This is a genomic window from Frateuria sp. GZRR35, from assembly GCF_051900415.1.
GTDB lineage: Bacteria > Pseudomonadota > Gammaproteobacteria > Xanthomonadales > Rhodanobacteraceae > Frateuria_A.
In genome coordinates this window covers 1-23,688 of sequence record NZ_JBHZGL010000021.1, presented here as the reverse complement: position 1 = coordinate 23,688, position 23,688 = coordinate 1, and the positions used below count along the sequence as shown (strand labels likewise).

The 23,688-nt window shown below is 69.7% G+C and carries 22 protein-coding genes; 12 read left to right on the top strand and 10 right to left on the bottom strand.

The window, feature by feature from the left end; all coding sequences use genetic code 11:
* Window positions 1-19: 19 nt before the first annotated feature.
* Window positions 20-475, bottom strand: coding sequence for a dUTP diphosphatase (gene dut / locus ACFWZ3_RS17045; RefSeq protein WP_439708871.1), 456 nt, complete (start codon window positions 473-475; stop codon window positions 20-22).
* Window positions 472-1,677, bottom strand: coding sequence for a bifunctional phosphopantothenoylcysteine decarboxylase/phosphopantothenate--cysteine ligase CoaBC (gene coaBC / locus ACFWZ3_RS17040; RefSeq protein WP_439708870.1), 1,206 nt, complete (start codon window positions 1,675-1,677; stop codon window positions 472-474). Before coaBC ends, dut begins: the two co-directional genes overlap by 4 nt.
* A gap of 98 nt (window positions 1,678-1,775) precedes the next feature.
* Here coaBC and radC point away from each other — a divergent pair, with 98 nt between their 5' ends.
* From radC to ACFWZ3_RS17020, 4 genes are all read left to right on the top strand, one after another.
* Window positions 1,776-2,447 (top strand): RadC family protein, encoded by a 672-nt coding sequence (radC, locus tag ACFWZ3_RS17035; protein ID WP_439708869.1) that lies wholly within the window; start codon window positions 1,776-1,778, stop codon window positions 2,445-2,447.
* Window positions 2,448-2,914: 467 nt separating this feature from the next.
* Complete coding sequence (argS, locus tag ACFWZ3_RS17030; protein WP_439708868.1) at window positions 2,915-4,603, top strand: arginine--tRNA ligase; 1,689 nt, start codon at window positions 2,915-2,917, stop codon at window positions 4,601-4,603.
* On the top strand, window positions 4,603-5,298 hold the full coding sequence (locus ACFWZ3_RS17025; RefSeq protein ID WP_439708867.1) for an SPOR domain-containing protein: 696 nt from the start codon (window positions 4,603-4,605) through the stop codon (window positions 5,296-5,298). The genes argS and ACFWZ3_RS17025 overlap by 1 nt, the downstream gene beginning before the upstream one ends.
* A 2-nt stretch (window positions 5,299-5,300) precedes the next feature.
* Window positions 5,301-6,053: an SDR family NAD(P)-dependent oxidoreductase gene (locus ACFWZ3_RS17020; RefSeq protein ID WP_439708866.1), complete on the top strand. Its 753-nt coding sequence runs from the start codon at window positions 5,301-5,303 to the stop codon at window positions 6,051-6,053.
* A 184-nt stretch (window positions 6,054-6,237) separates the two neighbouring features.
* Here ACFWZ3_RS17020 and ACFWZ3_RS17015 read toward each other — a convergent pair whose 3' ends face one another.
* Complete coding sequence (locus ACFWZ3_RS17015; protein ID WP_439708865.1) at window positions 6,238-7,023, bottom strand: 3-hydroxybutyrate dehydrogenase; 786 nt, start codon at window positions 7,021-7,023, stop codon at window positions 6,238-6,240.
* Window positions 7,024-7,175: 152 nt separating this feature from the next.
* Window positions 7,176-9,056, bottom strand: a complete 1,881-nt coding sequence (gene speA, locus ACFWZ3_RS17010; RefSeq protein WP_439708864.1) for a biosynthetic arginine decarboxylase — start codon at window positions 9,054-9,056, stop codon at window positions 7,176-7,178.
* 264 nt (window positions 9,057-9,320) lie between these two features.
* Here speA and speE point away from each other — a divergent pair, with 264 nt between their 5' ends.
* Window positions 9,321-10,172 (top strand): polyamine aminopropyltransferase, encoded by an 852-nt coding sequence (gene speE / locus ACFWZ3_RS17005; protein ID WP_439708863.1) that lies wholly within the window; start codon window positions 9,321-9,323, stop codon window positions 10,170-10,172.
* 56 nt (window positions 10,173-10,228) lie between these two features.
* Here the strand turns inward: speE and ACFWZ3_RS17000 are convergent, their stop codons facing one another.
* Window positions 10,229-10,429, bottom strand: a complete 201-nt coding sequence (locus ACFWZ3_RS17000) for an antitermination protein NusB (RefSeq protein ID WP_439708862.1) — start codon at window positions 10,427-10,429, stop codon at window positions 10,229-10,231.
* A gap of 164 nt (window positions 10,430-10,593) precedes the next feature.
* Between ACFWZ3_RS17000 and ACFWZ3_RS16995 the strand changes: the two genes are divergently transcribed.
* The 5 genes from ACFWZ3_RS16995 to ACFWZ3_RS16975 all read left to right on the top strand — a co-directional run bounded on the left by ACFWZ3_RS16995 (window position 10,594) and on the right by ACFWZ3_RS16975 (window position 15,390).
* Window positions 10,594-11,658, top strand: coding sequence for a hypothetical protein (locus tag ACFWZ3_RS16995; protein ID WP_439708861.1), 1,065 nt, complete (start codon window positions 10,594-10,596; stop codon window positions 11,656-11,658).
* Window positions 11,659-11,760: 102 nt separating this feature from the next.
* Complete coding sequence (locus ACFWZ3_RS16990) at window positions 11,761-12,390, top strand: nucleotide-binding protein (RefSeq protein ID WP_439708860.1); 630 nt, start codon at window positions 11,761-11,763, stop codon at window positions 12,388-12,390.
* A gap of 8 nt (window positions 12,391-12,398) precedes the next feature.
* Window positions 12,399-12,872, top strand: coding sequence for a SixA phosphatase family protein (locus ACFWZ3_RS16985; protein ID WP_439708859.1), 474 nt, complete (start codon window positions 12,399-12,401; stop codon window positions 12,870-12,872).
* Entirely contained in the window at window positions 12,872-13,426 is a 555-nt protein-coding gene (locus ACFWZ3_RS16980) for a YceI family protein (RefSeq protein ID WP_439708858.1), read from the top strand. Before ACFWZ3_RS16985 ends, ACFWZ3_RS16980 begins: the two co-directional genes overlap by 1 nt.
* 74 nt (window positions 13,427-13,500) lie before the next feature.
* A complete protein-coding gene (locus tag ACFWZ3_RS16975; RefSeq protein WP_439708880.1) occupies window positions 13,501-15,390 on the top strand; it encodes a phospholipase D-like domain-containing protein in 1,890 nt (629 codons plus the stop codon).
* 99 nt (window positions 15,391-15,489) lie between these two features.
* Here the strand turns inward: ACFWZ3_RS16975 and ACFWZ3_RS16970 are convergent, their stop codons facing one another.
* Window positions 15,490-15,996: an energy transducer TonB family protein gene (locus ACFWZ3_RS16970; RefSeq protein WP_439708857.1), complete on the bottom strand. Its 507-nt coding sequence runs from the start codon at window positions 15,994-15,996 to the stop codon at window positions 15,490-15,492.
* A 16-nt stretch (window positions 15,997-16,012) separates the two neighbouring features.
* On the bottom strand, window positions 16,013-17,296 hold the full coding sequence (locus ACFWZ3_RS16965) for an acetyl-CoA C-acetyltransferase (protein ID WP_439708856.1): 1,284 nt from the start codon (window positions 17,294-17,296) through the stop codon (window positions 16,013-16,015).
* 128 nt (window positions 17,297-17,424) lie between these two features.
* Between ACFWZ3_RS16965 and ACFWZ3_RS16960 the strand changes: the two genes are divergently transcribed.
* Window positions 17,425-18,549 (top strand): hypothetical protein, encoded by a 1,125-nt coding sequence (locus ACFWZ3_RS16960; protein ID WP_439708855.1) that lies wholly within the window; start codon window positions 17,425-17,427, stop codon window positions 18,547-18,549.
* A gap of 152 nt (window positions 18,550-18,701) precedes the next feature.
* Window positions 18,702-21,227 carry a sensor domain-containing protein gene (locus tag ACFWZ3_RS16955; protein ID WP_439708854.1) on the top strand — a complete coding sequence of 842 codons (2,526 nt, stop codon included), beginning with the start codon at window positions 18,702-18,704 and terminating at the stop codon, window positions 21,225-21,227.
* A gap of 66 nt (window positions 21,228-21,293) precedes the next feature.
* On the opposite strand, the gene ACFWZ3_RS16950 is transcribed toward ACFWZ3_RS16955, so the two are convergent.
* From ACFWZ3_RS16950 to ACFWZ3_RS16940, 3 genes are all read right to left on the bottom strand, one after another.
* Complete coding sequence (locus ACFWZ3_RS16950; protein WP_439708853.1) at window positions 21,294-21,758, bottom strand: GNAT family N-acetyltransferase; 465 nt, start codon at window positions 21,756-21,758, stop codon at window positions 21,294-21,296.
* Between the two features lie 254 nt (window positions 21,759-22,012).
* The gene (gene ntrC, locus ACFWZ3_RS16945) at window positions 22,013-23,386 is read right to left on the bottom strand and encodes a nitrogen regulation protein NR(I) (protein ID WP_439708852.1); all 1,374 of its coding nucleotides are present in this window, start codon (window positions 23,384-23,386) and stop codon (window positions 22,013-22,015) included.
* A 112-nt stretch (window positions 23,387-23,498) separates the two neighbouring features.
* A partial coding sequence (locus ACFWZ3_RS16940; RefSeq protein ID WP_439708851.1) for an ATP-binding protein occupies window positions 23,499-23,688 on the bottom strand: 190 nt, incomplete at its 5' end.

The window sequence follows — 23,688 nt, the reverse complement described above, 5'->3', positions numbered from 1 at the left end:
CGTCAGTTGATGCCTGGCTTCACTTGATGCCGGTCGAGCCGAACCCACCGGCGCCGCGTGCGGAGGGCGCGAACTCCTCCACCACCCGCAGGCGCGCCTGCGCCACCGGCACCAGCAGCAGCTGCGCGATGCGGTCGCCCACGCCGATGGTGTATGCGGCGCTTGCGCGGTTCCAGCAGGAAATCATCAGCGGGCCCTGGTAATCGGCGTCGATCACGCCGACCAGGTTGCCCAACACCAGCCCGTGTTTGTGGCCCAGTCCCGAGCGCGGCACGATCAGCGCGCACCAGTTCGGGTCACCGATGTGGATGGCGATGCCGCTGGGCACCAGCGCGCTCTGCCCGGGCGCCAGCGTGAGCGGCGATTCGATCGCCGCGCGCAGGTCCATGCCGGCGCTGCCGGCGGTAGCTGCCTCGGGCAGCGGGATGGTCTCACCCAGGCGCGGGTCCAGGATTTTCAGCTCGACGTCGATCATGCGCGTGCGGCCCGGTGGCGCGCCGCGACGCATTGGACCAGCCGCGCAGCCAGCTCACGCTTGGAGGCGCGTGGCAGCTCTTCGCCGCCGCCGGGCCAGTACAGACTCAACGCGTTGTCGTCGGCCTCGAAGCCGAGGCCGGCGCCGACGCGGTTGGCGGCGATCATGTCCAGGCCCTTGCGGGTGAGCTTGTCCTGCGCATACGCCGCCACGTCGTGCGTCTCGGCAGCGAAGCCGACCAGGAACGGATGCGGATGCATGGCGGCCAGGTCCTTGAGGATGTCCGGGTTCTCGGCAAGGTCGAGCACCAGCGGGGCGCCATCGTGCTTCTTGAGCTTGCGCTCGGCCACCTGGGCCGGGCGATAGTCGCCCACCGCGGCGGCGGCGATGTAGATGTCGGCCGAACCGGCGGCGTCCAGCACCGCGTCACGCATCTGTGCGGCGCTGCGCACGTCCACGCGACGCGCCACGCCGGCAGGCGTCGGCAAGCTGACGGGACCGGCGACCAGCGTCACCTGCGCGTCGGCGGCGGCCGCCGCCTCGGCCACGGCAAAGCCCATGCGGCCGGAACTGCGGTTGCCGATGAAACGCACCGGGTCGATGTCTTCATAGGTCGGCCCGGCGCTCACCACCACGTGCAGGCCGGCCAACGCGCCGTTGCCAAAGGAGGCGACCAGCGCGTCGCGCAGTTCCGCCGGCTCGAGCATGCGGCCCGAGCCGATGTCGCCGCAGGCCTGTTCGCCGGCGGCGGGACCCAGCACGGCCACCCCGCGCGAGCGCAACGTGGCGAGGTTCGCCTGCACCGCAGGATGCGCCCACATCTGCTGGTTCATCGCCGGGGCCACATAAAGCGGCGCGGCGCTGGCCAGGCATAGCGTGGAGAGCAGATCGTCGGCGTAGCCGTGCGCCAGGCGGGCCAGGAGGTCGGCGCTGGCCGGGGCGATCAGCACCCGTTCGGCCCAGCGCGCCAGCTCGATATGGCCCATCGCCGCTTCGGCACCCTCGTCCCACAGCGAGACCCGCACCGGCTGGCCGGAGAGCGCCTGGAACGTGGTCGTGCCGACGAAATGCGTCGCCCCCTCGGTCATCACCACGCGCACCTCGGCGCCCTGCTCGCGCAGCCGGCGCACCAGTTCACAGGACTTGTAGGCGGCGATACCCGCCGAGACGCCGAGCAGGATGCGACGTTGGGCAAGACTCATGTAGGACGGGCCTGACAATCGGGCGGAGCGCTAGCTTACCGGATTCATCAAGGACCACTGCTGCCCCCGGTCGCACTCCGACGGGCACGATCGACCGGATGAGTATCCGTCACTGGCCCAGCGGCGAACGTCCGCGCGAAAAGCTGCTGCAGCATGGCAGCGCGACCCTTTCCGACGCCGAACTGCTGGCCGTGCTGCTGGGCAGTGGCGTGCCCGGCAAGGACGCCATCGCCCTTGGTCGCGAGTTGCTCACCGAAGCCGGCGGCCTGGGCGCCCTGCTCGGCCGCGCCGATGGTCCGGTACCCACGCCTGGCCTGGGCCCGGCCAAGCGCGCGCGCATCGTCGCCGCGCTGGAGCTGGCCCGCCGCAGCCTGGCCGAACAGCTGCAGGCCCTGCCCAGCCTGGGCAGCCCGCGTGACAGCGGCGAGTACCTGTCCGCCCGCCTGCGCCACCTGCCCTACGAGGTGTTCGGCTGCCTCTACCTGGACAACCGCCATCGTGTGCTGGCGTTCGAGGAGCTCTTCCGCGGCACCGTCGACGGCGCCAGCGTGCACCCGCGCGAGGTGGTCCGTGCCTGCCTCAAGCACAACGCCTGCGCGGTGATCTTTGCGCACAATCACCCGAGCGGGGTGGCCGAGCCAAGCGCCGCCGACCGCGCGATCACCCGTGAGCTGCGCGAGGCGCTGCAGCTGGTCGGCGTACGCGTGCTCGACCATCTGGTGATCGGCCACGGCACGCCGGTGTCGATGGCCGAGCGCGGCCTGCTGTAGCACCGCCGACAAAAAAGCGGCGCGCCGGGGAAGGGCGCGCCGCCGGGGAGCGTACCTGCCGGGGGAGAAGGCGGGTACGGAGCCAGCGTGGCACCGGGCCATGACAGGACGATGACAGCCAAGGGCCTTGACAGTCGCGAAATCATGCGAAACCAGTTATGCACAGCGCGGCCGGATCGGGCTTGCCGGCCGGAAGTTGCAGGCCAGCCTAAGTAGCTCGTGCAACTTGTTGTTTTTAAAAGCTTGAGTTCTTTACAAGCCGTTTTCGCGGCGTCGCCTGCCCCCACCACGACCGCGCGCCATCGCTTTCCCCACAGACTTATCCACAGACTTGTCCCGCCCCGGGGCCTGCTGGCCGGCAGACGCCGGGTGTCGGCAACCCTTCGTCGGTCGCCAGGCGCCCGAAAGGCCGGCCGCGGGCCGCTCTGCTAGGATTGACGGTTCCCATCGCCTGACGATTCCCCGCCGTGAAACAAGCACTGCGCGACCTGCTGCTGCAGGCCATCCGGACCCTGCAGGACCAAGCCGTCCTGCCTCCCGACCTCGAGCTCCCGCCGTTCGTGGTGGAGCGCGCGCGCAGCCGCGAGCACGGCGATTTCGCCACCAACGCCGCGATGCTGCTGGCGAAGCCGGCCCGCGCCAAGCCACGCGAGCTGGCCGAGAAGCTGGTCGCCGCGCTGGCGACCAGTCCGCTGGTGGAGAGGACCGAGATCGCCGGCCCTGGCTTTATCAACTTCTTCCTGAGCGCGGGTGCGTACCACGCCGAAGTGCGACGCATCTTCGCCGAAGCTGACGCCTACGGTCGCAACACCGTCGGCGCGGGCACCACCGCGGGCGTGGAATTCGTTTCGGCCAACCCGACCGGCCCGCTGCACGTGGGTCACGGCCGCGCCGCGGCGATCGGCGACTGCCTGGCGCGCCTGCTGGAAGCGACCGGCTGGAACATCAAGCGCGAGTTCTATTACAACGACGCCGGCGTGCAGATCCAGAACCTGGCGATCTCCGTGCAGGCGCGCGCCCGCGGGCTCGCTCCGGGCGACGCGGGCTGGCCGGAGGACGGCTACCGCGGCGACTACATCGCCGACGTCGCGCAAGCCTACCTCGCCGGCGAATCGGTGGTGGCCGACGGTCACACGATCACCGGCGCGAAGGATCCGGAAAACCTAGAGGCCATCCGCCAGTTCGCCGTGGCCTCGCTGCGCCGCGAACAGGACCTGGATCTGAAGGCATTCGGCGTCGGCTTCGACACCTATTTCCTCGAATCCTCGCTCTACACCGACGGCAAGGTCGACGAGACCGTGCGCGAGCTTGTCGCCCACGGCCACACCTACGAAGAAGGCGGCGCGCTGTGGCTGCGCACCACCGACTACGGTGACGACAAGGACCGCGTGATGCGCAAGTCCGACGGCACCTTCACCTACTTCGTGCCGGACGTGGCCTACCACCGCTCCAAGTGGCAGCGCGGCTATACCCGCGCGATCACCGAGCTGGGCTCGGACCACCACGGTTCGCTCGCCCGCGTGAAGGCCGGCCTGCAGGCGCTCGACTGCGGCATTCCCAAGGGCTGGCCCGAATACGTGCTGCACCAGATGGTCACCGTGATGCGCGGCGGCGAAGAGGTGAAGATCTCCAAGCGCGCCGGCAGCTACGTCACCCTGCGCGACCTGATCGACGAGGCCGGCCGCGACGCCACGCGCTACTTCCTGATCTCGCGCAAGGCCGATTCGCAGCTGGTGTTCGACATCGACCTGGCCCGCTCGCAATCCAACGACAACCCGGTCTACTACATCCAGTACGCCCATGCGCGGGTGTGCTCGGTGCTGCGCCAGGCTGGCGAGAAGGGTTTTGCCGTCGACCTCAAGCAAGGCCTGGCGGAGCTGGCACGGCTGGACAACGAGCACGAGCAGATCCTGCTCACCGAACTGTCGAAATACCCCGAGATCGTCGACGCCGCCGCCGCCAACCTCGAGCCGCACCTGCTCGCCGGCTGGCTGCGCGAACTGGCCAACGCCTTCCACACCTACTACAACTCGCACCAGTTCCTGGTCGAGGACGCCAGCTTGCGCAACGCGCGCCTGGCGCTGGTGGTGGCCACGCGGCAAGTATTGAAGAACGGGCTGGGCCTGCTGGGCCTTTCCGCCCCGGAGAGCATGTAATGGCAGCACGCAAGGGCAAGGGCCGGCAGGCCGTACGCAACCGCAAGGGCGGCTTCCCCGCCTGGGGCTGGGCAGTCATCGGCATCGCGGTCGGCGTGATCGCGATGGTGGCGCTCACGCGCCACTCCATGTTGCCGATGGCACCTTCGGGCCCGCAGCCGAATCCGCAGGCCACCGCGCAGGGCGACGGCGACAAGGGCCTGGCGCCGGCCGACAGCGCGCCGAAGAAGCCGCAGTACGACTTCTACTCGGTGCTTTCGGAGAAGGAAGTCCGCATCCCGGACGACCAGATCAGCGCACAGGCGCGCGCCGAGCAGCAGCAGAAGCAGCAGGCCGCCCAGCAGGCGCAGGCCGCGGCCGCGGCGCAACAGCAACAGGCTGCCAATCCCAATGCGCCGGCGGCGGTGAGCGAGAACATCCAGGCCGCGCCCGCCACGGCGGTGCCGCAACCGGCGGCCGGCAGCGGCTACCTGTTGCAGGTCGGCGCTTTCCCCAATGCGGCCGACGCCGAGGCGCTCAAGGCCAAGCTGGCACTGCAGGGTTTCGTCGCCAACGTGCAGACCGTGCAGGTGGGCAACCAGACGTTCCACCGTGTGCGGCTGGGGCCGTATCGCTCGGCCACCGAGCTCGAGTCGGTGCAGAACCGCCTGGCCGGTGCCGGCTACAAGGCGATCGCGCTGAAGGAAGGCCGCTAAAGATGAGCGGCAAGGTTGCCTGGATCACCGGCGCCACGTCCGGTTTCGGCGCCGCGACCGTCGATCGCTTCGTTGCCGGCGGCTGGCGCGTGGTCGCCAGCGGCCGCCGTATCGAACGCCTGCAGCAGCTCGTCGATCGCCACGGCGCCGACCACGTGCATCCGCTGGCCTTCGACATCCGCGACGAGGCCGCGATGCGCGCGGCACACGCGGGCCTGCCCGCGGATTTCGCCGGTGTCGACCTGCTGGTCAACAACGCCGGCCTGGCGCTGGGCACCGTGCCGGCGCAGCAGGCCGACCTCGCGCAGTGGAAGCAGATGATCGACACCAACGTCACCGCGCTAGTGACGCTGACCCGGCTGCTGCTGCCCACGCTGATCGAGCGACGCGGCGCGATCGTCAACATCAGCTCCACCGCCAGCACCTACCCCTACCCGGGCGGCAACGTGTACGGCGGCACCAAGGCCTTCGTCTCGCAGTTCTCGCTGGGCCTGCGCGCGGACCTGCACGGCACCGGCGTGCGCGTGACCTCGGTCGAACCGGGCATGGCCGAGACCGAGTTCACCCTGGTCCGCACCGGCGGTGACCAGTCCGCCTCGGACAAGCTTTACGCTGGCGCCCAACCGATCACCGCGGGCGATATCGCCGAGACATTGTGGTGGATCGCCAACCTGCCGGCGCACCTCAACGTCAACCGCATCGAGCTGATGCCGACCAGCCAGTCGTTCGGCGGATTCCAGGTGCACCGCGAGTGACCGTAGGGTGGGCTTCAGCCCACCAGCGACCTTGCGGCAAGAACCGCCGGGCCGAAACCCACCCTAGCGATCGCCACGCCCTGTAGGAGCGCACCTGTGCGCGACCGGCGACGCCGTGCGTCCCGGTGATACGCGCATGACGGTCGCGCACAGGTGCGCTCCTACAGGGAACATGGCCCGCCCGTTACTGCATGTGCCAGCCGTGGCTGACCACGACGCTCTGGCCGGTCAACGCGGCGCTCGGGAAGGTGGCCAGGAACAGTGCAGCCTGCGCCACGTCATCCAGCGTGGTGAACACGCCATCGACGGTGTGCTTGAGCATCACGTTGCGGATGACGTCCTCTTCGCTGATGCCCAGCTCCCTGGCCTGCTCCGGAATCTGCTTCTCCACCAGCGGCGTGCGCACGAAGCCCGGGCAGATCACGTGTGAGCGCACGTTGTGCGGTGCGCCCTCCTTCGCCAGCGTGCGGGCCAGGCCGAGCAGGCCGTGCTTGGCGGTGACGTAGGGCGCCTTGAGCACCGAGGCCTCGTGCGAATGGACCGAGCCCATGTAGATCACGATGCCGCCGCGGTCGTCCCTGTACATGTGCCTGAGCGCCGCACGGGTGGTGAGGAAAGCGCCGTCGAGGTGGATCGCCAGCATCTTCTTCCAGTCGGCAAAGAGGAAGCTCTCGATCGGGTTGACGATCTGCACGCCGGCGTTGGAGATGAGGATGTCCAGATGGCCAAACGACTGCACTGCGGCATCAGTACCGGCGTCTACTGCGTGTTCGTCGGTGACGTCCATGGCCACACCCATCGCGCGGCCGCCCGAGGCATTGATCTGCGCCGCGGTGGCCTCGGCCGCCTGCAGGTTGATGTCCGCGATCGCCACGCTCGCGCCTTCACGCGCGTAGCGCTCGGCGATGGCCTTGCCGATACCGCTGGCGGCGCCGGTGATGAGGGCGACCTTGCCGTCGAGACTGGCCATGAGATGTGCTCCGAAGGGGGAGCCCCGGATTGTAGGCCGCGCGGCGACTGGCGCCATCGGACTTTCGTGCAAGGGCCGGCTCTGTGTAGGAGCGCACCTGTGCGCGACCGGGAGTCTCGCGGTCGCGCGCAGGGGGCGCTCCTACATGGGACTCAGTCGGCGAGGTAGGTGTAGGCGGTCAGACCGGCGTCGAGATCGCGGTAGAGCGCCTCGGCGCGCTCGCCCTCGATGCCGGCCGCCGAGATGCGCTCACGGTAACTGCGCCGCAGCGCCGCCAGGTCGTAGCCGACGTAGTCGAGCATCACGTCGGTCGTGTCGCCACGGCGCACGTGGTCGAACACGTAGCCTTCGCCGTTGGCGCGCACGTTCACCGCGTCGGTGTCGCCGAACAGATTGTGGATGTCGCCCAGCGTCTCCTGGTAGGCGCCGACCATGAACAGGCCCAGGCAGTACTCCTCGCCCGCGCGGGGACGATGCAGCGGCAGGCTGACGTCCACGCCCTCGGCATCGACGTAGTGGTCGATGCGCCCGTCCGAATCGCAGGTCAGGTCCACGATCACGCCGCGGCGCGTCGGCGCCTCGTCCAGGCGCGTGACCGGCACGATCGGGAAGATCTGGTCGATCGCCCAGATGTCGGGCACCGACTCGAACACCGAGAAGTTCAGGAAGTACTTGTCGACCAGCTTCTCGTCCAGCTCGTCCAGCAACGTGCGGTGCGCGCGGTCGGCGGGCGAAAGCCGTCCGCGCACGGCGTTGGCGATCAGGTAGAACAGCTCGTCCAGCCGCGCGCGATCGGCCAGGCTGAGCTGGCCCAGCGCGTACAGCGACTGGCCCTCGGCCAGATGGTGCTGCGCTTCGTGGTAGAGCTCCAGCGGCGGGCGTTCGCCAAGCGCGGCGTGCACCTCGCGCAGGTGACGCAGCACCGCCGGCTCGTCGACCTGCGGCTTGGGTAGTGCGCCTGGGGGCACTTCCTCGACCTCGGTGACGCTGGAGACCAGCACCGCGTGATGTGCGGTCATCGCTCGGCCGGCTTCGGTGAGGATGTGTGGCGCAGCCAGTCCTTCAGCCGCCACCGCCTCGGCCAGCGATTGCACGATGGTCAGCGCGTACTGCTCCATCGAGTAATTGATCGAGTTGTGGCTGCGCGAGCGCGAGCCCTCGTAGTCCACACCCAGGCCGCCGCCAACGTCGACGATCTGAAGCGGCACGCCCATGCGCGAGAGCTCGACGAAATAGCGCGTGGCCTCGCGCATGCCGTTGGCGATGTCGCGCACGTTGGAAATCTGCGAGCCCATGTGGAAGTGCTGCAACTTGAGCGTGTGCTTGAGGCCAAACCTGGCAAGCGTCGCCACCAGCTCCAGCACCTGCACCGGCGACAGCCCGAACTTGCCCTTGTCGCCGCCGGTGTTCTGCCACTTGCCGGCGCCGATCGACGCCAGCCGCACGCGCACGCCGAGCAGCGGCTCGACGTCCAGCGCCTTGGCCTCGGCGATCACGTGTTCGAGCTCGGACAGTTTCTCGATCACGATGAACACGCGCAGCCCGAGCTTGCGCCCGATCAGCGCCAGGCGGATGTATTCGCGGTCCTTGTAGCCGTTGCAGATCACGATCGAGTTCGGGCGCGCGAGCGCCAGCACGGCCATCAGTTCGGGTTTGGAACCGGCCTCCAGGCCGAAACCCTGGCTGCCGGCGGCGACCAGTTCCTGCACCACGCCGCGCTGCTGGTTGACCTTGATCGGAAAGATCGCGGTGTAGCCGCCGGCGTAACCGGTCTCCTCGATCGCGCGGGCGAAGGCGCCCTGCATGCGCTTGAGGCGATCGGCGAGGATGTCGGGAAAGCGCACCAGCAGCGGCAGCCGCAGGCCCTGCGCCTTCGCCTGTTCGACGATCTGCGGCAGCGACAGCGACGGGCCGTTCGCGCCGCGCGGGCGCATCACGATGCCGCCGGCGGCATCGATGTCGACGTAGCCGTCGCTCCAGTAGGGCACGGCATACAGTTGGCGGGCGTCGTCGACGGACCAGGACGTGGACATGGCAAGGGTCTCCTTCGAGGCAAACGGGATCCATGCACGTCGCAGCGGCGAGCCTTGACGCATTGCTCGATCGAGCGGAAGGCCTGCCGGCCGGAAGCCTCGCACGCCGCGGGGCCGGTCAGGCTTCGTGGGCGGCCGGTGGCCGGCCCGGCGCGCATTGTAGCGGCGGGCGGCGGCAACAGGGGGTCAACGCGCACATTGCGTGCGCACGGATGCCGCTACAATGCCGCTCCTTTTCACGTCTCCCTTATGCAGGACAGCACCATGTCGCAACTCAGCTGGTTCACCGAGGCCCACCAGGCCTCCGGCTCTTCCATCGGCTTCCGGGTGGAAAAACTGCTGCATGCGGAGAAGACCCCGTTCCAGACCATCGAGATCTACCAGACCACCGACTGGGGCAACCTGATGGTGATCGACGGCTGCGTGATGCTGACCAGCCGCGACAACTTCCTCTACCACGAGATGATGACCCATCCGGCACTGTTCACCCATGCGCGGGCCAAGCGCGTGGTGATCATCGGCGGCGGCGACTGCGGCACGCTGCGCGAGGTGCTCAAGCACGAGGAAGTCGAGCACGCCGCGCAGGTGGAGATCGACGAGCGCGTGACGCGCCTGGCCGAGCAGTATTTCCCCGAGCTGTGCGAGTCGAACAACGACCCGCGCGCGGAGCTGCTGTTCATCGACGGCATCAAGTACATGGCCGAGGCCGAACCCGATTCGCTCGACCTCATCATCGTCGACTCGACCGACCCGGTCGGCCCGGCCGAGGGCCTGTTCAACGCCGCCTTCTACGCCAGCTGCCACAAGGCGCTGCGCCACGGCGGCATCCTGGTGCAGCAGAGCGAATCGCCGCTGGCGCACCTGGAACTGATCAAGTCGATGCGCTCGGCCATGCGCACCTCCGGTTTCGGCGCGGTCAAGACGCTGACCTTCCCGCAGCCGTGCTACCCGACCGGCTGGTGGAGCTGCACGATGGCGCGCAAGGGCGCGGACCTGTCCGGCTTCCGCGAGCGCGGCGCCATCAGCAAGGGTTTCCCCACCCGCTATTACAACGCCGACACCCATCGCGCGGCGCTGGCGCAGCCGGAATTCATGCGCGAATCCCTGGGCGACTAGGACCACGCTCCCGTTGGAGCCCGCTTGCGGGCTCCTGCAAGGGCACCGTGTGCCAGTCAGAACATCTTCTGCCGCACCTTCGGCAGCAGCACCAGTACCAGCGTCGCGATCGGCCCGAGCACCAGCGACAGCAGGAACCACAGCAGGCCGCTGCGGTTCTTGCCCTGGGCCAGGCCGGCGTTGATCAGCGCCAGCGTGCCCCAGCCGACGAACCATGGCGCGGCCTGGGGATCGGCCAAACTGGAAAACGAATTCACGGCATCTCTCCGATCGTTGCGACGGTGCACGCAAGCGCGCGTCGGGGAAGCGACCCATGCTAACCATCCGCGCCCACCCGTGCGCGCCACGCCGGCCACCGGATCAGGCTGGCTTAATCCTTGCCGGCTATGCTGCCGCTTCATTTCGCCCCAAGGAGAACGCGATGCCGGGACTGCGTCAACTCGCCCTTGCCCTGGTCTGCACGATCGGCGCCGGCATTGCCGCTTCGCCCGCGCTGGCGAAACAGCCCAAGGCCGCCGCTTCGGTGCAGCAAACACGCACCAAGGCGCTGATCGCCTTCCAGCGCGACCTGGTCAGTGTGCTGGCGCCGCGCGCCGATGCGTTGCCGCTGCTCGGCGCCGCGCTGCTCGCACGCCCGCTGCCCGGGCAGCCGAAATGGAACGACTTCCACAGCCTGATCGAACGCGCCGTGGCCGCGCCCGGCCACGGCCCTGCCGAACGCTGGGTGCAACTGGCCGACTGCGATGCCAAGGCCGACGCCTGCCCCAACGCCGACGCCCTTGCCGCGCTGGTCGCGCAAACCCCCGACAACGCCGCCGTATGGCTGCTCAAGCTCGGCCAGGACCTGCACAACGGCAAGCACGACGACGCCCGCGCCGACCTCGCCCAGGCCGCCCGGGCCAAGCTCTACGACGACTACACCGGCACCAGCCTGCAGGCGCTGGCCAATGGCGTGAGCACGCTGCCGCCGCCGGAAGCCACCCTCGATCCGCAGGTCGGCTCAGGCGCCGCCGGGGTGCAGGCGATGATCGTGTTCGGCATCGCCGGGGCGCAACCGCAGCCGGGTCTTCAGGCCACCGCGGAACTGTGCCAGGCGGCCGACGAGGATCAGACGTTGACTGCCGACTGCCGCCAACTCGGCAAGACGCTGGAGTGGGCCTCCAGCCCGCTGGCGCGCTCGCTCGGCCTGCATCTGCGCGACGTGCTCGCCGATGACGAGAACGAGCGCGAACGCGCCCGGCGCGAGCGGCGCGACCTGGTCTGGCAGGTGCAGCAGTTCACCCGGCTCGCCGCAAAAGCGCAGGCCGACAAGGCCCAGGCCCAGCACCTGCTGTCGCTCGCCCGGCACGGCGGCACCGAGATGAGCCTGATGCTGGCCGCGCTGCGCGATGCCGGCGTGTCGACCACGGCCCCCGCCAACTGGCAGCCCCATTCGGCGGGGAGTGGGAAACAGGAAACCGGAATCACCGAGCGCGCACAGCGCTAGAACCGCCGCTCACCCGGATTCCGAACGGCGCTTCGTCCCCGTTCCCCGTTTCCCGTCCACAAGCTACCCTTGCCCCAACCTTTGGCGAACAGGGGCGGTCCGATGCTGACGGTGCTGGTGGCATGCAGCAAAGGCGGTTGCGGCAAGAGCACGCTGGTTACCCAGTTGGCCTCGCACTGGGCACAGGAAGGCAAGCGCACCGCGATCGTCGATACCGACCGCCAGGGCTCGAGCTATCGCTGGGCCACACTGCGGCCCGACAGCATGCCGGGCGTGCTCGGGCTGGAGGGCCGTCGCGGCCTGCACAAGCTGCCACCGGATACCGAGCGCGTGCTGATCGATACGCCGGCCGGCAGCGGCGAGCGCGAGCTCGAACCGCTCCTCGAAGTGGCCAACGCCGTGCTGGTGCCGGTGCTGCCCTCGTCGTTCGACCTGCACGCCACGCTCGGCTTCCTCGACCAGCTCGCCGGGATGCCGCGGATCAAGCGCGGCAAGTTGCCGGTGGCGCTGGTCGGCAACCGCCTCAAGCCTTGGACCCACGCCAGCCAGGACGCGCTGGCGCAGCTGGCCGAATCCTCCGCCTTCCCGGTCATCGCCGAACTGCGTGACAGCCAGGCCTACGTGCTGCTCACGTCACTGGGCAAGGGCATCTTCGACTATCACTCCGAACAGGTGCGCAGCCAGCAGCAGGACTGGCTGCCGCTGCTGCGCTGGCTCAAGCGCCAACATTGAGGATTGCCATGCAGGAACTGATTCTGTTGCGACACGCCGAAGCCAACCCCGCGGCCGCCGGCGGCGAGGACTACGACCGCACGCTCAGCCCGCGCGGCGAACAGGAGGCGCTGGCGGCCGGCCGCTGGCTCGCCTCCCACGGCGCGCGGCCGGACCGGGTGCTGTGCTCGCCCGCCCTGCGCACCTGCCGCACGGCGGAACTGGCGCTGCGCGCGCTCACGCCGGACGCGCCGGTCGGCATGGCCGGCGAAATCTACGAAGCCACGCCGGGCGAGCTGCTGGCCCTGCTCGACCAGCACGCCGATGCGCGCTGCGTGATGCTGGTGGGGCACAACCCAGGCATCGAGCGGCTGGTCGCGCTGCTGGTGGAGGGCCGCTCGGACGAGTTCCGCGGCATGCCCCCCGGCGGGTTGGCAGTGCTGCACCTGCAGGGTGCGCTGGAGCCGGGCAACGCACGGCTGGATGCCTTCTGGTCGCCCTGATGCGTTTGCCCGCCGCCGTCGCGTGGCTGGCCCTGGCGTTCACCGCACACGCCTCGCCCTCGCACGTGTGGCATATCCAGAGCCCTCCCTCGCACGTCGACTTCGGCGTGCGCCTGCTCTGGCTGCATACAATTCATGGCCGTTTCGAGACGATCAGCGGCACGCTCGAGCCGCAGGCTGACGACCAGGTGGTGGTCGATGCGCGCATCGCGCTGGACAGCCTGTCGATGGAATCGCCGCGGCTGCGCCGCTGGGTCCTGGACGAGGAATTCTTCGACGCGACGCAATACCCGACCTTGCGCTTCATCTCCGCGCCCGTGTCGCGTCGGGCGCTCGACGATGGCGGTCCGCTGGACGGACAACTTACCCTGCGCGGCGTGACTCGCCCGGTGCGCTTCGAGCTGCTGCCGGCCCACTGCACCGCCGATGCCTGCACGATCGAGGCCCGCGGGGAACTCAGACGCAGCGAATTCGGCATGACCGCGCACCGCGCGGTGCTGTCCGATCACGTGCAACTGGCGCTGGCGATCGCGATCGCACGCGCGCCCGACTGAGCGCGTCCCACCGACCGTCCGATCGGCGGGCACGGCGACCTCGACGTGTACGGCGACCCCGTATCATGCCCGCCATGCCGCTGCGCCACATTGCCCTTCTCCTTCTGTTCGCCGCCACCGCGCTACTCGATGGCTGCACGCTCTCGCGTGCGCAGATCCGCCACGCCGACGCCGTGGTCGCGGCCACCGCGCCGGCCGCCTCCGCGTGCGACCGCACCGACCACTGCGCCCGGCCCTCGCCCCTGCTCGACGCAGCGCGGCAGGCACTGGCCGCCTCCACGCCCGCCAACCCGCGCCATCGAGTGGCGCTGCTCGATGCCAGCGAGCCGGCGCTGGTGGCGCGGCTGGACCTGATCCGCGGCGCCCGGCGCTCGATCGACGTGCAGACCTATATCTGGGACCGCGACGACGTCGGCCAGCTGGTGCTGGACGAACTGGTGCGCGCCGCGCGCCGCGGCGTGCAGGTACGCATCCTGGCCGACCAGCTGTCCTCCTTCGGCGATGTCGCCCTGCTCGACCGGCTCGCCCGGGCCAGCCCCAACCTTAAGGTGCGGCTGTACAACCCGACCTTCCACGAGGCGAGCACCTCGCCGCTGGAGTGGGCCGCGGGCATCGCCTGCTGCTTCTTCAAGTTCAACCAGCGCATGCACAACAAGGTGCTGGTGGTGGACAACACCGTCGGCATCACCGGCGGGCGCAACTACCAGGACCGCTACTTCGACTGGGACGACGACTTCGACTACGTGGACCGGGACGTGCTGGTCGGCGGCCCGGCGGCGCAGGCGATGGCCAAGAGCTTCGCCCTGTTCTGGCGGCACAAGCGCTCGGTGCCGTTGACCCATCTGCGCGACGTCAATCGCCACATCCTGGACCACCCGGCTGCATCGGAGTGGCTCGCGCCGACGTACGAGCACCCGCAACGCGTCTATCGCGTGGAGCAGGAGGCCGGCGACGCGGCATGGCTGCGCGCCCACGTGCTGGCCGACAGCCTGGAAACTGGCGCGGTGGATTTCTTCAGCGACCTGCCGGCCAAGACCGACCAGCCGCTCAAGCGGCAGGCGCGCCAGTTCACCGCCCATGTCATGCAGATGGTCGGCGCCGCGCGCCACGAGGTGGTGCTGCAGACGCCGTACCTGGTGCTCAGTCGGCGCGCGCGGCGCATCTTCGAGCGCCTGCACCAGGCAACCCCGCCGCCGCGCATCGTGGTCTCGACCAATTCGCTCGCTTCCACCGACGCCTTCGCGGTCTACGCGGTCTCCTACAAGCACCGCAAGCGCTATCTCAAGGACTACGGCTTCGAGATCTACGAGTTGAAGCCGCACGCCGCCGATCCGGCGGCCGCCAACGCGCGCGCCAGCCTCGAATGGATCGGCGAGGGCGAGCACGCCAACGGCGATCCGGCGCACGACGCCTCGCAACGCTACGTGGGTACCGAGAGCCACGGTCTGCTCGGCAGCCACGGCAGCAGCCAGCGCCCGGCGCCGCTGGTCAGCGAGGGGCGGCGCTTTGCCCTGCACGCCAAGTCGATCGTGGTGGACGACCGCTTCGCGATGGTCGGTTCGCACAACTTCGACCCGCGCTCGGACCACTACAACACCGAGGCCGGCGTGATCGTCTACGACCCGCGCTTCGCCGAGCAGTTGCGCCGTTCGATCCTGCGTGACACACAGCCGCAGAACGCCTGGGTCATCGCCCCGCGGCGTCCGGTGGTGCCGGTGCTGACCAAGCTCAACCAGGTCATCGGCGACTTGTCCGAAAGCCTGCCCCTGTTCGACTTCTGGCCGTACCGCTACGCCACCAGCTACCAGTTGAAGGCCGGTTGCGCCCCGATGCAGCCAGACGACCCGGCGTTCTACAGCTGCTACGAACCGGTGGGCGACTTTCCCGATGTGGCGCTGTCGCCGAAGCTGATCTACACGCGCTTGATCACCGCGTTCGGCTCAAGCGCGAGCGGCATTCTCTGAAACCGTGCGCGCTCCTGCAGGCGCTCACCTGTGGGTGATGCCCCTGCTGCGATGCACACAAAAAGCATCGTCCATGCGTTCGCTTCCACAAAGACTGTTTTACGGCGGGGTGGCCGGGGCGCGGCTGTCGAAGCGCATCGGCAATTCACCCCGCACACCGGTAGCGCCCGCCGGTACCGCGAAGCGCCAGCGCCTGACCGTGGCCAGGGCGTGCGCGTCGAGTACCGGATCGCCGCTGGACCGCGCGACGTCGGCCGACGTCACCCGACCGCTGCGGTCGGTGTCGATGGCGAGCACCACGCGGCCGTCCAGATGGCCACGCAACGCGGCCCATGACGAGGGTCCGGGCGGTGTATCGAGCGGCACCAGTTCCTCGGACACCTGAGCCGGGGGAGCTACCGGCTCCGGTTGGGCGCCGATCACGCGCGGCGGGGCATGCGAGCGATGGCGCGGCGGCATGCGGTGCAGCCGGGGCACGACGTGCGCCGCCGCGCGGGGCGGCGGTCCGGTCCAGTCGTCGGTGAAACTGCTCAGCCAATCGGTACCGGCGATGCCGACCAGCAGGGCAATGAAACTCAGGCTGGTGGTGACGCGCAGGCGCGGCATGGCGACCCGCTTCGGGTCAGCGCTCCAGGATCGCGACCACGCCCATGCCACCGGCGGTGCACACCGAGATCAGGCCGCGGCCGCTGCCCTTCTGCGCCAGCTCCTTGGCCAGCGTGGCGACCAGCCGTGCGCCGGTGGCGGCGAACGGATGGCCGACGGCCAGACTGGAACCGTGCACGTTGAGCCTGGCCGGGTCGATACTGCCCAGCGGCGCATCCAGGCCGAGCCGGTTGCGGCAGTAGTCGGCGTTCTCCCACGCGCGCAGCGTGCACAGTACCTGCGCGGCGAAGGCCTCGTGGATCTCGTAGAAGTCGAAGTCCTGCAGCGTGAGCCCGTTGCGCGCGAGCAAGCGCGCGACCGCCACGGTCGGCGCCATCAGCAGGCCCTCGCCGTGTACGAAGTCGACCGCGGCGACCTCCGCATCGCGTATCCATGCCTGCACCGGCAGGCCGCGCTTGGCCGCCCAGTCCTCGCCGGCGAGCAGCACCGCGGCGGCGCCATCGGACAGCGCAGTCGAGTTGCCGGCAGTCAGCGTGCCGTGGCCGGAGCTGCGGTCGAACGCCGGCTTGAGCGTCGCCAGCTTTTCCAGGCTGGTGTCGGGCCGCAGGATGTTGTCGCGCTTGACGCCGCGGAAGGGCACCACCAGGTCGTCCATGAAACCGGCGTCGTAGGCGGCGGCGAGCTTCTTGTGGCTCTCCAGCGCGAGCTGGTCCTGCGCCTCGCGGCCGATATGCCACTCGCGCGCCATCTTCTCGCAGTGGTCGCCCATCGACATGCCGGTGCGCGGTTCGGCCACGCCCGGGAACGAGGGCTTGAGCTCCGCCAGCGAGAACCCGCGCGTGGCGGCGGCGAGCTTGTCCTGCCAGCCCTTGGCGCGGTTGATCGAGAGCAGCCGCTTGCGCAGGCGCTCGCCGTAGACGATCGGCACGTCGCTGGTGGTGTCGGAGCCGGCCGCGATGCCGGCTTCGATCTGGCCCACGGCGATCTTGTTGGCGACGATGATGGCGTTGTCCAGCGAGGTGCCGCAGGCGCGCGCGGTGGTGATGCCGGGCGTGGTCGGCGCCAGGCCTGAGCTCAGCAGCGCCTCGCGCGCGAGATTCCAGTCCGACGAATGCTTGATCACCGCGCCCAGCGCGACCTCGCCCAGCTCCACGCCATGCAGGCCGTAGCGTTCCACCAGCGCGCCGAGCACCTTGACCGACATGCCGAAGTTGCCGACGTCGGCGTAGGCGGTGTTGTTGCGGCAGAACGGGATGCGCACACCGCCGATCACACCGACGCGCTTCGTGGTTTTTTCCATGTCCGGGGCGGTCCAGAGGCCTTCGAATCTCCAAAGGCTAACCCGCAGGCCCATGCGGCGGAAGCCCAAAAGCGTGAACGCCGGTGCGCTCCGTATAATCGGGAGTCCCCCGCCGTTTGGAAAAGCCGATGGACGCGCAACCGCTGATCGCCCTGCCCGCGGTGCTCGCACTGGAATGGCTGCCCGGCCAATCGCCCACGGCCGTCACCCTCAGCCGCGACGACGCCGACGCACTGGCTGCGCTGGTCGCCGAGGACCTGCATGCGTTGCTGCCGCGCATCGGCGAGGCGCGGCTCGCGCTGGCCGGCGCACTGTTCGATCCGGTCGAGCTGTTGCGCCCCGGCTTTCCCGTGTGGGCCACGCTGGACGAGCTGGCCCGCCGGGTGCCGCGCGGCCATCTGGAGAACGTAGTCGCCTTCGGCAGCCACCAGGGCCAGATGCCGGCGCAGACGCTGGTGCCCGAGCCTGGCCACGCCGGCGGCGCGCTGCGCCTGCTGCCGCTGTCGGTGCTGGCGACCGAGGCGCTTGCCGGAGACCTGGCCCAGGACATCGAAGTGCAGCTGGTCGGCCGCGGCGAGGCCGGCGCGCGCACCGCCGACTGGCTGATGCGAACGCTCGGCGTACCGCTCGAACACGCCCGTTACCTGAGCCGTAACGACCTGCTTGCGCTGACCTGCGTGCAATACGAGCACGTCAATCTGGCGCCGCTGTGGACCCTGCTTGAAGTCGCGTTGCTTACGCCTTACCAGGGCGAATCCACGCTGAGTGCGCGCGGCCTGCCGCTGCGCTACGCCGACGGCGCCGTGCACGCCGGTTCGCCCGCCGCCTGGCTGGCCCGGCAGGCGGGCGATGCAGCCGACCGCGCGCACGCCTTCGCCGGGCTGGTGTTCGAGTTGCGCCAGTACGCCGCGCTGCTGCAGGCACACCGGCTGCCGCTGGCGCTGGAACAGGGCGAGGCGGACGCCGGCTGGCTGCTCGAAACGCTGGCCGAGCCCGACCCGGCGCTGGCGCCGCCGGCCCTGTTCGCACACGAGGCACCGGGCCTGGGCACCGTGGCCCTCAGCGTCGCCCAGCGCGGCGCCGAAGGCCGCCCCCGCCTGCTCGCGCACGGTTACCCGCTTGCGCCCCAGGCACTGGGGCCGCTGGTCGCGGTGTTGGCCGCGCGCTTTGGTATCGAGCCCGCGCTGCAGGCGCTGGGCCGGGTGGTGCTGGACGAGAACGGACTGGCCGTACCGTCGCCATCGCGGCACTGAAAGCGGCCCTGCCGGCAGCGCACCCGCGTGCGCCCCGGCCGCACAAAGGTGCGTTCCTTCAGCCAGGGCCGATCGGCGGGTGCTTGTGGCATCCGTGCGATGGCAGGCGCATGATGGGATCCGGAGCAGGGGTAGCGCTCAGGGGGAGTGCCATGACCCAACCCCTTTCACCGGACGGATTGGCAGAACCGCCCGACGATGACGACCAGTCCGTCAGGAACTGGCCCGAACATGTACTGCGCGGCGTACCCGCGCTGATCCTCTACGTCGATCCCGACCTCACCGTGCGTTTCGCCAATCAGCCCTCGCGGCGGTGGCTGGGCGTGGTGGCCGGGGGGCTGGCCGGCCGAGCGGTCGGCGAACTGCTCGACGACGCCAGCGCGGCGCGCGCGATCGAGGCCCTGCAAGCGGCACTGGGCGGCCAGCCGCGTACCGTCGAAGGCGTGCTGTTCTCCGGCCGCGCGCACCGCTACATGCATGCCAGCTTCCAGCCCGACGCCGATGACGCGGGCCGCGTGCACGGCGTGTTCGCGGTATTCATCGACATCACCGAGCGGCATGCGCTGGAACTGAAGCTGCGCGAGAGCGAGCAGCGGTTTTTCGGCGCCTTCCAGCACGCGGCCATCGGCATGGCGCTGGTGCGCCCGGACGGCCGCTTCCTGCGGGTGAACGAAGCGGTCTGCCGCATGCTCGGCTACAGCGAGGAGGAATTCCTCACCCTGAGCATCGCCGATGTCACGCATCCGGACGACTACGGCAACGACATGGCGCAGCTGACGGACATGCTCGCCGGCCGCACCGACGCCTACCAGATGGAGAAGCGCAACCTGCACAGGGACGGCCACGTCGTGCACTTCCAGCTCAGCACCTCGCTGGTGCGCGACGAGCACGGCAAACCGCTGTACTTCGTCTCGCAGGTGGAGGACATCAGCCAGCGCAAGCAATACGAAGAGGCGCTGTTCCGCGAGCGCGAACTGGCCGAGGTCACGCTCAATTCCATCGGCGATGCAGTCATCGCAGCCGACCTCGACTTGCGCGTGACCTCGCTCAACCCGATCGCCGAAGGCCTCACCGGCTGGACCGCCGCCGAGGCGCGCGGGCGCCCGATGGACGAGGTGTTCCGCCTGCGCGACGCGCGCACCGGCGCCGCGCTTGAAAACCCCTTGCGCGGTGCGATCGAGCGCAACGCCATCGTCGACCTGGAAGGCAAGGCGGTGCTGCTGCACCGCAATGGCTTCGAAACGCCGATCGAGGACTCCTCCGCGCCGATCCACGACCACGCCGGCCATGCCATCGGCGGCGTACTGGTGTTTCGCGACGTCAGCGAGACCCGCGCGCTGGCGCTGAAGATGATCCACCTGACCCAGCTCGACACGCTGACCGGCCTGCCCAACCGCAGCCAGATGCAGGGCCAGATCGAGCAGGCGGTGACCACCGCGCGCCGGCGTCAGCAGCGTTGCGCCCTGCTCTACATCGACATCGACCACTTCAAGCAGATCAACGACCAGCACGGCCCCGCCAACGGCGACCGCGTGCTGCGCGCGTTTGCCGCGCAGCTGCGCCAGGCGCTGCACGACGAGGACATCCTGTGCCGTCACCACGGCGACGAGTTCGTGGCGCTGCTGCCGCAGGTGGAGGCGCCCGGCCAGGCCGCCAGCGTGGCGCAGCGGCTGATCGCCTACGGCGAGCGGACCACCGTGGCCGGCCTGCCCGAACTCTCGCTGCGCATGTCCGTCGGCATCAGCCTGTGTCCGGACGACGCGGCCGATGCCGACCAGCTGCTGCGCAACGCCGACAGCGCCATGTACGAGGTCAAGGTCGGCGGCCGGCACAGCTACCGCTTCTTCACCGCATCGATGAACGAGCGCGCCTCGCTGCGCCGGCGCATCGAGGCGGAGCTGCGCCTGGCGATCGCGCGCGAGCAGTTGTCGCTGTATTACCAGCCCAAGGTCGACGCCATGGACGGCCACATCGTCGGCGCCGAGGCGCTGCTGCGCTGGTTCGATGCCGAGGGCAACGAGCGCTATCCGACAGAGCAGTTCGTCGCGGTGGCCGAGGACGTGGGGCTGATCGTGCCGATCGGCGCCTGGGTGCTGCACGAAGCTTGTCGCCAGGCCGATGTGTGGCACGGCCAGCACATGGGCGTGCCGATCGCGGTCAACGTCTCGCCGCTGCAGTTCCAGCACGCCAACTTCCTGGCCGAGCTGCAGACCGTGCTGGACAACTGCACGCTCGATCCGGCGCTGCTGGAGCTGGAGCTGACCGAGCGCACCGTGATGGCCGGCGGCGACGCCACCATCGCGCTGCTCCAGCGCATCAAGCGCTGCGGCGTGCGGCTGTCGCTGGACGACTTCGGCACCGGCTACTGCAGCCTGTCGTACCTGAAGCACTTCCCGGTCGATGCGCTGAAGATCGACCGCGCCTTTGTGCGCGACGTGGAGAGCGACGCGGACACCGCCGCAATCACCCAGGCGATCATCGCGATGGCGCGCAGCCTGGCCAAGACGGTGGTGGCCGAAGGCGTCGAGACCGAAGCCCAGGCCGACTACCTGCGCAAGGCCGGTTGCGAGCAGCTGCAGGGCTTCCTGTTCGGCGCGCCGATGGATGCGACCGCGTTCGGCAAACTGCTGGCCGAGCAGCATCTGCGGCGCTGGGTGTCCGACCAGCCCGGATCGTAGGGTGGGCTTCAGCCCACCGCCCGTTTTTCCGGATGCGGGAAGGTGGGCTGAAGCCCACCCTACGGTCTACGTCCGCGGCAGGCCTTCTTCGTACATGAAGTAATGGCACGGCTCCATGCCGAGGTCGGCGTAGGTGCGCTGCGCGCGCTGGTTCTCCGTTTCCACGTACAGCCGCAACCCGACCGCGCCGGCAGCCCGCGCCTTGTCGCGCACCGCCGCGTACAACGCGCGGAACACGCCGCCGCGGCGCGCCGCGGGCACCACGTAGACGCTCTGGATCCACCAGAAGTCGCCGCAGCGCCAGTCGCTCCATTCGTAGGTGACCAGCAGGCTGCCGACCGCCGCGCCGTCCCGTTCGGCCACCAGGTAGAAGCCACGGCGCGGTTCGTCGAACACGCCCTCGACGCCGCGCGCGAGCACCGCGCGGTCGAGCGCCTTGGCTTCGGTTTCCTGCGCCATGGCGGCGTTCCAGTCGACCAGGTGGGGAATGTCGGCGCGGGTGGCGGGGCGGATGGTCGGGGATGCGGGCATGGGTCCTCCTGGGCAGGCGGGGATTATTGGACAACAACGAGGCCAAGGCCGGCTTTCCCGCGAACCCCGCCCTTCACCCTGCCCTCTCCCCGGAGGGGAGAGGGCTCCAGATCGTGCGTCACGACCATCCCGCCTCCCTCTCCCTGAAGGGGAGAGGGTTCCAGATCGCGCGTCACGACCATCCCGCCAAAACCTGCTCCCTCTCCCCTCCGGGGAGAGGGTTGGGGTGAGGGGCTGCTCTTGCGCGGAACCCCCTACGGGGAGCGCTTGCGCGACGCCCCCAGCTTCCGTGTCAGCGTATTGCGCCCCACCCCCAACGCCGCCGCCGCATGCTGCCGATGTCCGTTGTGCGCGGCCAATGCCGCCTCCAGCAATGTCCGATCGAGCGCCTCGCGGGCACGCGCGTGGATGTCCGCTTCGCCGCGCCCGAGCGCTTCACTGGCCCATGCGTGCAAGGCGCCGGTCCAGTCGCCGGCCGCGATCGGCGCGGCGGCCGTACCCAGTTCAGCGGCCTGGATCTCCGCGCCGGGTGCGATCACCGCCAGCCGCCGGCACAGGTTCTCCAGCTCCCGCACGTTGCCCGGGAAGTCGCGCTGCTCCAGCGCCTTGAGCGCCGCGCGCGAGAACCGCTTGGGCGGCAGCTTGAGCTCCTGCGCGGCCGTGGCCAGCAAATGCCTGGCCAGCAGCGGGATGTCGGGACGGCGCGCACGCAGCGGTGGCAGCTCGATGCGCACCACGTCCAGCCGGTGCTTGAGGTCCGCGCGAAACTGCCCGGCCGCCACCCGCGCGTCGAGGTCCTGATGGGTGGCCGCCACGATGCGCACGTTGCCGCGGATCAGCTCGCGCCCGCCGACGCGGTAGAACTCGCCGCCGGCCAGCACACGCAGCAGGCGCGTCTGCAGTGCGAGCGGCATGTCGCCGATCTCGTCCAGGAACAGCGTGCCGCCTTCGGCCTGCTCGAAACGCCCGGCCACGCGTCGCGCCGCGCCGGTGAAGGCGCCGGCCTCGTGCCCGAACAGCTCGCTCTCCAGCAGCTCGCTCGGGATCGCCGCGGTGTTGAGCGCGACGAACGGCTTGCCGCGGCGCGCGCTTTCCTCGTGCAGCGCGCGCGCGACCAGTTCCTTGCCGGTGCCGGTCTCGCCGGTGACCAGCACGTTGAGGTCGCTCGCTGCCACGCGGCCGATCAGCCGGAACACCTCGCGCATCGGCGCGCTCTCGCCGAGCAGCGCATGCGTGGGCGTGAGGGCCGGAGACGGCGGTGCGGCCGGCTGTTCGGCGAGCGCGCGGCGTGCCACCTCGACCGCGTGATCGAGGTCGAACGGCTTGGCCAGGTAGTCGACCGCGCCGGCGCGATAGGCGGCCGCCGTGGTGGCCACGTCGGTAAAGGCGCTCATCACGATCACCGGGCCGATGCCCTGGGCGTGCAGTTCGGCGAGCAGACCCAGGCCGTCCTCGCCGGGCATGCGCACGTCGGTCAGCAGCAAGGCCGGGCGCGACTCGCGCAGGGCCGCGCGCACCGCCGGCACGTCGCCGAATTCGCGCACGGCCAGGCCGGCCTCGCGCAGCGCTTCGGCAAGCACGTAGCGGATGCTGCGGTCGTCGTCGACGATCCAGACTTCAGGACTCATGGCAGTCGACTCATTCACTATAGGAGCCCGCTTGCGGGCGATGCTTCCGGTCCGGTGTCACGCAGAGCATCGCCCGCAAGCGGGCGCCCACAGGGTTCGGAGAACATGCGGGTCATGCGTGTTCCAGCGGCAGCCACAGGGTGAACGTGGTGGCGCCCGGCGTGCCGGCGTGGCGCAGCTCGCCGCCATGTTCATGCGCGATCTCGCGCGCCATCGCCAGGCCCAGGCCGGTGCCGTCGGCGCGACCGGACACCAGCGGCTCGAACAGCGTGTCGCGCAGGGCAGCGGGGACGCCCGCGCCA

Coding starts and splice junctions, on each gene's coding strand:
- speA (WP_439708864.1), bottom strand. CDS start 9,056: ATGTCCACGTCCTGGTCCGTCGACGACGCCCGCCAACTGTATGCCGTG.
- radC (WP_439708869.1), top strand. CDS start 1,776: ATGAGTATCCGTCACTGGCCCAGCGGCGAACGTCCGCGCGAAAAGCTG.
- ACFWZ3_RS16965 (WP_439708856.1), bottom strand. CDS start 17,296: ATGGAAAAAACCACGAAGCGCGTCGGTGTGATCGGCGGTGTGCGCATC.
- ACFWZ3_RS16970 (WP_439708857.1), bottom strand. CDS start 15,996: ATGCCGCGCCTGCGCGTCACCACCAGCCTGAGTTTCATTGCCCTGCTG.
- ACFWZ3_RS16950 (WP_439708853.1), bottom strand. CDS start 21,758: ATGCCCGCATCCCCGACCATCCGCCCCGCCACCCGCGCCGACATTCCC.
- ACFWZ3_RS17020 (WP_439708866.1), top strand. CDS start 5,301: ATGAGCGGCAAGGTTGCCTGGATCACCGGCGCCACGTCCGGTTTCGGC.
- ACFWZ3_RS16985 (WP_439708859.1), top strand. CDS start 12,399: ATGCAGGAACTGATTCTGTTGCGACACGCCGAAGCCAACCCCGCGGCC.
- ACFWZ3_RS16955 (WP_439708854.1), top strand. CDS start 18,702: ATGACCCAACCCCTTTCACCGGACGGATTGGCAGAACCGCCCGACGAT.
- ACFWZ3_RS16980 (WP_439708858.1), top strand. CDS start 12,872: ATGCGTTTGCCCGCCGCCGTCGCGTGGCTGGCCCTGGCGTTCACCGCA.
- ACFWZ3_RS17025 (WP_439708867.1), top strand. CDS start 4,603: ATGGCAGCACGCAAGGGCAAGGGCCGGCAGGCCGTACGCAACCGCAAG.
- coaBC (WP_439708870.1), bottom strand. CDS start 1,677: ATGAGTCTTGCCCAACGTCGCATCCTGCTCGGCGTCTCGGCGGGTATC.
- ACFWZ3_RS16995 (WP_439708861.1), top strand. CDS start 10,594: ATGCCGGGACTGCGTCAACTCGCCCTTGCCCTGGTCTGCACGATCGGC.
- ACFWZ3_RS17015 (WP_439708865.1), bottom strand. CDS start 7,023: ATGGCCAGTCTCGACGGCAAGGTCGCCCTCATCACCGGCGCCGCCAGC.
- ACFWZ3_RS16990 (WP_439708860.1), top strand. CDS start 11,761: ATGCTGACGGTGCTGGTGGCATGCAGCAAAGGCGGTTGCGGCAAGAGC.
- ntrC (WP_439708852.1), bottom strand. CDS start 23,386: ATGAGTCCTGAAGTCTGGATCGTCGACGACGACCGCAGCATCCGCTAC.
- ACFWZ3_RS16975 (WP_439708880.1), top strand. CDS start 13,501: ATGCCGCTGCGCCACATTGCCCTTCTCCTTCTGTTCGCCGCCACCGCG.
- dut (WP_439708871.1), bottom strand. CDS start 475: ATGATCGACGTCGAGCTGAAAATCCTGGACCCGCGCCTGGGTGAGACC.
- ACFWZ3_RS16960 (WP_439708855.1), top strand. CDS start 17,425: ATGGACGCGCAACCGCTGATCGCCCTGCCCGCGGTGCTCGCACTGGAA.
- speE (WP_439708863.1), top strand. CDS start 9,321: ATGTCGCAACTCAGCTGGTTCACCGAGGCCCACCAGGCCTCCGGCTCT.